Source organism: Mesorhizobium sp. M2A.F.Ca.ET.039.01.1.1 (genome assembly GCF_003998035.1).
Lineage (GTDB): Bacteria > Pseudomonadota > Alphaproteobacteria > Rhizobiales > Rhizobiaceae > Mesorhizobium.
The window spans coordinates 1-8,203 of the sequence record NZ_RZRY01000263.1 but is presented as its reverse complement, the minus strand read 5'-3'; the positions used below and the strand labels follow the sequence as shown (position 1 = coordinate 8,203).

The window sequence follows — 8,203 nt, the reverse complement described above, 5'->3', positions numbered from 1 at the left end:
GTGCCTGCGCCGCTTGCCATCCTCGGCATCGTGCTGTTGTCGATCGGCACGCTGGTCATGTCGTTTCGCGGCGGCGCGCATCTGGAAAGGCTCAATCTGCGCGCCGTCGGCTTCGCGCTTGGCACATCGATCTTCATCGCCAGCTACACGCTTTCCGACGGCAGCGGCGCGCGGCTGGCGGCGACCGCGACGAGCTACGCCGCCTGGCTGTTCGTCTGCGATGCGACGTGGGCGCTGGTGCTGTGCATCGTCTTTCGCGGATCGCAATCGCTTCCGGTGCTGGCCCGCGACTGGAAGGCTGGGCTGTTCACCGGCGTGCTCAGCGGCGCGGCCTACTGGATCGTCATGTGGGCGATGACCAAAGCGCCGATCGCGTCAGTTGCGTCGCTGCGTGAAACCTCGATCCTGTTCGCCATGCTGATCTCGGTGCTGGCGCTGGGCGAGAAGATGACCGCCTGGCGCGCCACGGCCGCGCTCGGCATCGTCGCCGGTGTCGTCGCGCTGAGAATGGGTTGATTGCCATTCACCCGAACACGGTCATCACCTGGCCGCGCTCGCTGGTGAGGTTCAAGGCGGTCCTCCTTTTGTGTCCCCAAAAGGAGCGATATGTTCCACGGCGGGCAAAGGAGAACGGGACAGCTGCCGGTTTTAAGCCGGCGAGCGGTCACATTTGCGTCACCTCGAGATCGATGACCATCAGCCCCTCGGTGCCGTGTTCAAGCGCGGCGACAAGGCGCGCGCCGGCGCGCTGATGCGCCTCGTGCACGAGATAGGCGTCACGGGCGACGGCATCGCGAAAGTCGATGGTGAAACCGTGCGTTAGACCGCGCGCGAAAGGCTCGGGACTGACATTGGCGCTGAAATGCACCTTGCCCATGCCGTCGATGACGGCGCGCAGCGCTTCGAGGTCGGCATGGATCGCCGCGCGTTCGGTTTCAGGAACGTCATCGCGAAAGCGGACAAAGACGCAGTGGCGGATCATCGTTGATGCCTCAAGCCGCCTGATTGCCCTTGAACACGGCCGGCGGCAACGGCTCGCGGCCTAGGATGAGGTCGGCACCCTTTTCGCCGATCATGATGGTCGGCGCATTGGTGTTGGAAGAGGGGACTCGCGGCATCACCGACGCATCGCAGACGCGCAAGCCCTCGATGCCGCGCAGCCTGAGATCGGGTGTCACCACCGCCATCGCGTCATGGCCCATGCGGCAGGTGCCGACAGGATGATGATCGGTCTTGGAGGTGCGGCAGGCATAATCGAAGAGATCGGCGTCGCTCTGCAGGTTCGGACCCGGAAGCACCTCGCGCAACACATAGGGCTGCAGCGCCTTCTGCCGCATGATCTCGCGCGCCAGCCTGAGGCCCTTGATCGACATGTCGCGGTCATACGGGTCGGACCAGTAGTTCGGATCGATCAGCGGGTGGTCGGCCGGGTCGGCGCTCTTCAGCCGCACCGTGCCGCGCGAGCGGGGACGCAGGAAGGCGGAGTTCAGCGTCACGCCCGGGTTCTTCAGCTTCTCGACGCCGGCCTCGATGCCGGAGCCGAGACCGAGATGGAACTGGATGTCGGGCGAGGCGGCCGTCGGGTCGGCGTACCAGAAGCCGCCGGTCTCGAACAGGCTCGAGGCAACGGGACCCTTCTTGAGTAAGAGGTACTGCAGCCCGGCCCATAGGGTGCGGTGCAGCTTCGCGTAATTGTCATAGGTGTGGTCGCCGGTGCATTCGGCGATGACGAAGAGATCGAGATGATCTTGCATGTTGGAGCCGACGCCTGGCAGGTCATGCACCGGCGTGACGCCGACCGATTTCAGATGATCGGCCGGGCCGATGCCCGACTGCATCAGGAGCTTGGGCGAGCCGATCGCGCCTGACGAGACGATCACCTCGCGTTCGGCGCGCAGGATGGTCTTTTCGCCACCTGGCCTGTCGACGACCTCGACTCCGATAGCGCGGCCCTTCTCGACGACGACGCGGGTGACGAGAACGTCCGTCCGCACCGTCAAATTCTTGCGGGCGCGGATCGGCTTCAGATAGGCGACGGAGGCGGACGAGCGCCGCGCGTTCTTTTGGGTCAGCTGGTAGTAACCGACGCCTTCTTGGGCAGCGCCATTGAAGTCCGGGTTGAAGGGTATGCCCATTTCCTGTCCGGCGCGGAAATAGGCCTCGCAGATCGGCAGCGGCGAGATCGGATTGGAGACGCCGAGCGGACCCTGGTCGCCATGGAAATCGTTGGCGAAGCGCTGGTTGTTCTCGGCGCGCTTGAAATAGGGCAGCACGTCGCGATAGCCCCAGCCGGCGACCCCCTCTTCCTTCTCCCAAGCGTCGTAGTCGCGGGCATTGCCGCGCGTGTAGATCTGGGCGTTGATCGACGAGCCGCCGCCGACGACCTTGGCCTGCGTGTACCAGAAGACGCGGTCCTTCATGTTTCTCTGCGGCACGGTCGACCAGCCCCAGGAGGCGATGCCCTTTGTCATCTTGGCGAAGCCGGCCGGCATGTGGATCAGCGGATGCCAATCCTTGCCGCCGGCTTCCAGGAGCAGGACGGAATTGCCCGGATCCTCGCTCAGCCGGTTGGCGAGAACGCAGCCGGCCGGGCCGGCGCCAACAATGATGTAGTCAGCCATTGTTCCTCACAAGCGTGGCACCGAGAGCGCGCCGTCGACATCGATGACCGATCCGGTCGAAAAGCCGAATTTGCCGGAGGCGAGCGCCGCAACCACGGCGCCGATGTCGGCGGCTTCGCCCCAGCGTTTTGCCGGCACCAGGCCGTCCTCGATCAGCGCGTCATATTTGGCGGAGACGCCAGCGGTCATATCGGTGCGGATGATGCCCGGCCGTACCTCGAACACGCCGATGTTCTCGGGCGCGAGCCGCAGCGCCAGATTCTTCACCCACATTGAAAGGCCGGCTTTGGAAATGCAGTAGTCGGCTCGTTCCGGCGAAGCCATGTTGGCGCTGACTGAAGTGATGGTGATGATCGATCTGGCTGAGCCGGCAGATGCCGCCAGCATAGCCTTGGCGATGGCCTGGCTGAGGAACACCGTGCCGCGCAGATTGATATTCAGCGCGCGGTCGAAATTCTCCGGCTTAAGCTCCAGCAGGTCGCCGCGGACAACGGCGCCGATGCCGGCATTGTTGACCAGGCAATCGATGCGACCGAAGGCGCGCATGGCTGCCTCGACCAGTTTCGAATGGCCGGCGAGATCCGCGATGTCGCATTGGGCGTAAGTGAAATTCGCGCCCCGCCCCACGATCGTGTCGGCAAGGCCGTCGGCAGGTCTCTCGGCAAGGTCGGCCACCAGAATGTCGAAGCCGGCATCCGCCAATGCCTCGGCGCAGGCGAGCCCTATGCCGCGCGCGCCGCCGGTGACGATGGCTGCCGGGCGAGTCATGCCGCAAGCTCCGTCTTTCGAAGGTAATCAGCAACCCGCAGCGCCTGCGCCGCGATCGACAGCGCCGGATTGACCGCGGCGGAGGTCGGCAGGAACCCGCCGTCGACGATGAACAGGTTCCGGTGATCCCAGGCGCGGCAGAAGGGGTCGAGCGGCGAGGTGGCCGGGTCGTTGCCCATCTTCACCGTGCCGCATTGGTGCGAGGGCGTGCGCTTGTCGAAGGGGCGCGACAGCACGATTGGATAGCCGCAGGCGCGCAGGTTCTCGCGCATCACCTTGGTCAGGCCTTCCAGCGACTGCATGTTGGAGCGCCGCCACTGCATGACGATCTCCTTGCCGTCGACCATGATGCGGCTTTCGGGATCGGGCAGGTCCTCGCACATCAGGTACCAGTCGACGGCGTGGCCGGCCATGAAGTCGAGCACGAATTTCGGCATCGTCTTCACATTGGCCTTGAGCATGTTGCCGTCGATCTTGCCGAGCAGTTGCACATTGCCGAGCGGCTTGCCGCCCTTGCCGTCCGACAGATAGTAGTCGTTGAGCATCAGCGTCTTCTGGTAGACGCTATTGTTGCGGCGGCGCGGATCGATCGCCAGCATGGCGCTCGAATTGTGGTTCATGAAATTGCGTCCGACCTGGTCGGAGCTGTTGGCGAGGCCTTTGCCTTTCGCCGAGGGCGAGCGCAGCAGGATGGCGGCCGAGTTGATCGCGCCGGCGGAGAGGATGACGAGCTTCGGCGACAGCGTCTTTTGCGCGCCGTTCTGGGTATAGTGGATGGCGGTGATCGTCTTGCCGTCCGGCGCGGTTTCGAGCCAGTCGACATGGGCGCCGGTTTCCAGGCGGATGTTCGGATCCGTCAGCGCCTCGGCCAGCGGGCCGGTCTGCGCGTCGATCTTGCCCTGGCCGGTGTTGGGGAAGGCGTCCCAGCCGGTCTTGCCTTCCTTCAGCCAGGTCTCGATGTCGACGCCGAGCGGCAGCGATGCCGGATGCAGACCGAGACCTTTCAACTCGGCGCGGGCGCGGGCGATCGGCGGCTCGTCCGGCACCGGCTTGAAGGGATAGGGGATTGAATGGAACGGCTCGGTCGGGTCTTCGCCGAGCGCGCCGCGCACGCGAAAGAGCTGCTCGGCCTTCGAATACCAGGGCTCGAACTCGTCATAGGAAAACGGCCAGGCCGGCGAGACGCCGCCGAAATGCTCGAGCTCGGAGAAATCCTCCTTGCGGTAGCGGATCAGGACGGCGCCGAAGAACTTCGAATTGCCGCCGACATAGTAGTAATTGCCGGGGTTGAAGGGCGCGCCTCCGGCCTCGCGCCACATCTCCTTCGGCCGGTAGTGCTCGTCCAGGAAAATCGATCGCGTCGAGCGCGCATGCGGTGTCGCGGGCAGCGGCTCGCCGCGCTCCAGGATGAGGATCGAGGCACCGCTGCCGGCCAAGCCGGAGGCGATCGTGGCGCCGCCGATGCCGGAGCCGATGATGACGATATCCGCGTTTGTCATAGCTTTTAAAGTATGCGCTTCTCGGTCGCCGGGTCGAAGAACACCGCCTTGCTGAGGTTGAAGGCCAAGGGCGTGCTGGTGCCGGGCTGGATCCTGGCATCGGCTCTCAGCCGCGCCACCACGCCCTTGCCGCCGAGATTGGTGACGGCGAAGGTGTCGGAGCCGGCCGGCTCCACCACCTCGATATGGCAGTCGGCGGTGGCGATGGCGGACCCGTTGCGTTCCGCGCCTTCCGGATCGGTCAGCGCTTCGGGACGGACACCGAAGATGACCTGCTTGTCCTTGAAGGCCGACAGACCGGCGGGCGCGCCGGGCATCGGCAGCACGATCGGCTGGCGCGACTCGCGGTCCAGCACCACCGAAAGGCCGGCGCCATTGCCGTCGATCTTGGCCGGGATCAGGTTCATCGCCGGCGAGCCCATGAAGTCGGCGACGAAGATGTTGGTCGGGTTGTTGTAGATCTCGGCCGGCGTGCCGAATTGCTGCACCTCGCCGTCGCGCATCACCGCGATCTTGGTCGCCAAGGTCATCGCCTCGATCTGGTCGTGCGTGACATAGACAATGGTCGTGCCGGTGGTGGCATGCAGGCGCTTGATCTCGATGCGCATGTCGACACGCAGCTTGGCGTCGAGGTTGGAGAGCGGCTCGTCGAACAGGAAGAGTTTCGGGTCGCGCACCAGCGCCCGGCCCATGGCGACGCGCTGGCGCTGGCCGCCGGAAAGCTGGCTGGGCTTGCGGTTGAGCAGGTGGCCGATCTGCAGGATCTTGGCGACCTTGTCGATCGCCGCCTGGCGCTCCGCCGCCGGCACGCCGCGCATCTCCATGCCGAAGGCGATGTTTCCGGCAACCGTCATGTTGGGGTAGAGCGCGTAGCTCTGGAACACCATGGCGATGTCGCGCTTCGAAGGGTGCAGATCGTTGATGGCGCGGCCATCGACGCGGATCTCGCCCTCGGTGATCTGCTCCAGACCGGCGATGGTGTTGAGCAGCGTGGATTTGCCGCAGCCGGACGGGCCGACCAGCACCAGGAAGCCGCCCTTTTCGAGCTCGACATTGATGCCCTTCAGGATCTCGACGCTCCCGAAGCGCTTCTTCAGCCCATCAATTTCCAGAAAAGCCATGGTCGTTCCTTCCGAATGGGGTCAGCCCTTGACCGCGCCGGCCATCAGCCCGCGCACGAAATAGCGGCCGGCGACGACATAGACGATCAGGGTGGGGAGCGCGGCGATCATCGCCGCCGCCATGTTGACATTGTATTCGACGACGCCGGTCGAGGTGTTGACGACATTGTTCAACGCCACAGTCATCGGCATCACGTCGCCGGAGCCGGCATAGGCGGAAGCGAACAGGAAGTCATTCCAGATGTTGGTGAACTGGTAGATCACCGTCACAACGATGATCGGCAGCGAATTGGGCAGCATGATGCGCCGGAAGATCTGGAAGAAGGAGGCGCCGTCGACCTGCGCCGCCTTGATCAACTCGGTCGGGAAGGCCTCGTAATAGTTGCGGAAGAAGAGCGTGGTGAAGCCCAGTCCATAGACGACGTGGACGAAGACCAGGTTCACCGTCGAATTGCCGAGGCCGAAATTGAACCCTGTCGCGTTCTGCAGCGTGACGCCGAAGCGTCCGAGGCTGCCGAGGATCGTCGCCATCGGCAATAGCACCGACTGGAACGGGATGAAACAAGCAAACAGCATCATTGCGAAGACCAGCGTGTGGCCGCGGAAGCGCCATTTGGTCAACACATAGCCATTCAGCGCGCCAAGCAGCGTCGAGATCAGCACTGCCGGCACGACCATCTTGATGGAGTTCCAGAAATAGCCTTTCATGCCGACGCAGGTCAGACCCGAGCAAACTTCACTCCACGCCTTTATCCATGGTGCGAAAGTCGGCGCATGCGGCAGCGATAGCATGTTGCCGTTCTGGATCTCGTCCATGGTCTTGAACGAGGTCACCAGCATGACGAAGAGCGGCATCAGGTAGAAGATCGCGAACAGGGCCAGCAGGCCGTAGATGACGATGCGATTGATCGCCTTGCTGCTCAGGCCGCTCGAAGCCTGGCGGGCGGGTGAAGTGACGGCGCTCATCGCGACTTCTCCCTGAGCTCGGAATAGAGATACGGAACAATGATGGCCGTGATGGTCATCAGCATGATCACGGCGCTGGCCGACCCGACCGCCATCTCGTTGCGCTTGAAGGTGAACTCATACATGAAATTGGACGGCAGCCAGGCCGAGCCGCCGGGGCCGCCGCTGGTCAGCGCGACGACCAAGTCATAGGACTTGATGGCCAGATGCGCGAGCACGATGAAGGCCGACAGGAACACCGGCCGCAGCAGCGGAATGACGATGCGGCGGTAAAGCTGGAAGGTGGATGCGCCGTCGATCTGCGCCGCCTTCATGATCTCGCCGTCGATGCCGCGCAGGCCAGCCAGGAACATCGCCATGATGAAGCCGGAAGCCTGCCAGACGCCGGCGATGACGACCGTGTAGATGACGAAATCCTTGTTCTTGATCCAGTCGAAATGGAAGCTCGTCCAGCCCCATTGGTGCAGCGTCTGCTCCAGCCCGAGGCCGGGATCGAGGAACCATTTCCAGGCGACGCCGGTGACGATGAAGGAGAGCGCCATGGGGTAGAGATAGATCGGCCGCAGCATGCCTTCGCCGCGGATCTTCTGGTCGAGAAGGATGGCCAGGAACAGGCCGAGCGCCAGGCAGATCAGGATATAGAGGAAGCCGAAAATGCCCATATTGGTGATCGAGGTGTACCAGCTCGACGGCGGATCGCTCTCGAAGGTCCAGCGCCACAGCCGCTGATAGGCGCGGGGACCGGTGATGGCGTAGGACGGGAAAGTCTTGGAATTGGTGAAGGACAGATAGATCGTCCACAGGATGAAGCCGTAGACGAAGACGATCGTCGCCGCGAAGCTCGGCGCCAGAACGATCTTCGGCAACAAATCCTGCAGCCGCGACCGTACCGACGCGCCGGGACGGGCGTCGTGCTCCGGTGTCAGCTTGATCTGGGTTTCGGCAACTGTGCTCATCGGCTTGTCCAGTTCCGGTTGGTCGGAAACCGCCCGGCGCGAAAACGCACCAGGGTTGTCCCACACCTTTTGTCGACAGGAGACCTCCCCCGCCGAAGCGGGGGAGACCTGAGTTCAAGCGATCCTTACTTGGCGTCGTCGATCGCCTTGACCAGCTCGGTCACGGCCTCGTCGGAGCTCTTGATCTGACCATGGACGAATTTCGACACGACGTCCTTGTAGGCGTTGGCGACGGCGGGCGGAGCGCCGTAGCCCTGCGCCAGCGAGCCGAA

The 8,203-nt window shown here is 63.8% G+C and carries 8 protein-coding genes and 1 pseudogene; 1 reads left to right on the top strand and 8 read right to left on the bottom strand.

Translation table 11 applies throughout. The features are described 5' to 3' along the window. Positions 1-516, top strand: a 516-nt coding sequence (locus tag EOA24_RS19865) for a DMT family transporter (protein ID WP_145992535.1), incomplete at its 5' end; no start/stop codon positions are given. Between the two features lie 148 nt (positions 517-664). Here EOA24_RS19865 and EOA24_RS19860 read toward each other — a convergent pair. From EOA24_RS19860 to EOA24_RS19825, 8 genes and pseudogenes are all read right to left on the bottom strand, one after another. Next, positions 665-982: a Dabb family protein gene (locus EOA24_RS19860; RefSeq protein ID WP_126081440.1), complete on the bottom strand. Its 318-nt coding sequence runs from the start codon at positions 980-982 to the stop codon at positions 665-667. Positions 983-992: 10 nt separating this feature from the next. Further along, on the bottom strand, positions 993-2,621 hold the full coding sequence (locus EOA24_RS19855) for a choline dehydrogenase (protein ID WP_126081441.1): 1,629 nt from the start codon (positions 2,619-2,621) through the stop codon (positions 993-995). Positions 2,622-2,627: 6 nt separating this feature from the next. Next, positions 2,628-3,389, bottom strand: a complete 762-nt coding sequence (locus EOA24_RS19850) for a 3-ketoacyl-ACP reductase (RefSeq protein ID WP_126081442.1) — start codon at positions 3,387-3,389, stop codon at positions 2,628-2,630. Further along, positions 3,386-4,888, bottom strand: a complete 1,503-nt coding sequence (locus tag EOA24_RS19845) for a GMC family oxidoreductase (protein WP_126081443.1) — start codon at positions 4,886-4,888, stop codon at positions 3,386-3,388. Before EOA24_RS19845 ends, EOA24_RS19850 begins: the two co-directional genes overlap by 4 nt. Positions 4,889-4,893: 5 nt before the next feature. After that, positions 4,894-6,009 (bottom strand): ABC transporter ATP-binding protein, encoded by a 1,116-nt coding sequence (locus tag EOA24_RS19840; RefSeq protein ID WP_126081444.1) that lies wholly within the window; start codon positions 6,007-6,009, stop codon positions 4,894-4,896. 21 nt (positions 6,010-6,030) lie between these two features. After that, on the bottom strand, positions 6,031-6,975 hold the full coding sequence (locus EOA24_RS19835; RefSeq protein WP_126081445.1) for a carbohydrate ABC transporter permease: 945 nt from the start codon (positions 6,973-6,975) through the stop codon (positions 6,031-6,033). Beyond that, entirely contained in the window at positions 6,972-7,931 is a 960-nt protein-coding gene (locus EOA24_RS19830) for a sugar ABC transporter permease (protein WP_126081446.1), read from the bottom strand. Before EOA24_RS19830 ends, EOA24_RS19835 begins: the two co-directional genes overlap by 4 nt. Positions 7,932-8,056: 125 nt before the next feature. Beyond that, positions 8,057-8,203: pseudogene (locus tag EOA24_RS19825) on the bottom strand (sugar ABC transporter substrate-binding protein); the annotation flags it as partial.

Excerpts from the sequence above, each read along its gene's own strand:
- EOA24_RS19860 (WP_126081440.1), bottom strand. The coding sequence starts at position 982 with ATGATCCGCCACTGCGTCTTTGTCCGCTTTCGCGATGACGTTCCTGAA.
- EOA24_RS19855 (WP_126081441.1), bottom strand. The coding sequence starts at position 2,621 with ATGGCTGACTACATCATTGTTGGCGCCGGCCCGGCCGGCTGCGTTCTC.
- EOA24_RS19850 (WP_126081442.1), bottom strand. The coding sequence starts at position 3,389 with ATGACTCGCCCGGCAGCCATCGTCACCGGCGGCGCGCGCGGCATAGGG.
- EOA24_RS19845 (WP_126081443.1), bottom strand. The coding sequence starts at position 4,888 with ATGACAAACGCGGATATCGTCATCATCGGCTCCGGCATCGGCGGCGCC.
- EOA24_RS19830 (WP_126081446.1), bottom strand. The coding sequence starts at position 7,931 with ATGAGCACAGTTGCCGAAACCCAGATCAAGCTGACACCGGAGCACGAC.
- EOA24_RS19840 (WP_126081444.1), bottom strand. The coding sequence starts at position 6,009 with ATGGCTTTTCTGGAAATTGATGGGCTGAAGAAGCGCTTCGGGAGCGTC.
- EOA24_RS19835 (WP_126081445.1), bottom strand. The coding sequence starts at position 6,975 with ATGAGCGCCGTCACTTCACCCGCCCGCCAGGCTTCGAGCGGCCTGAGC.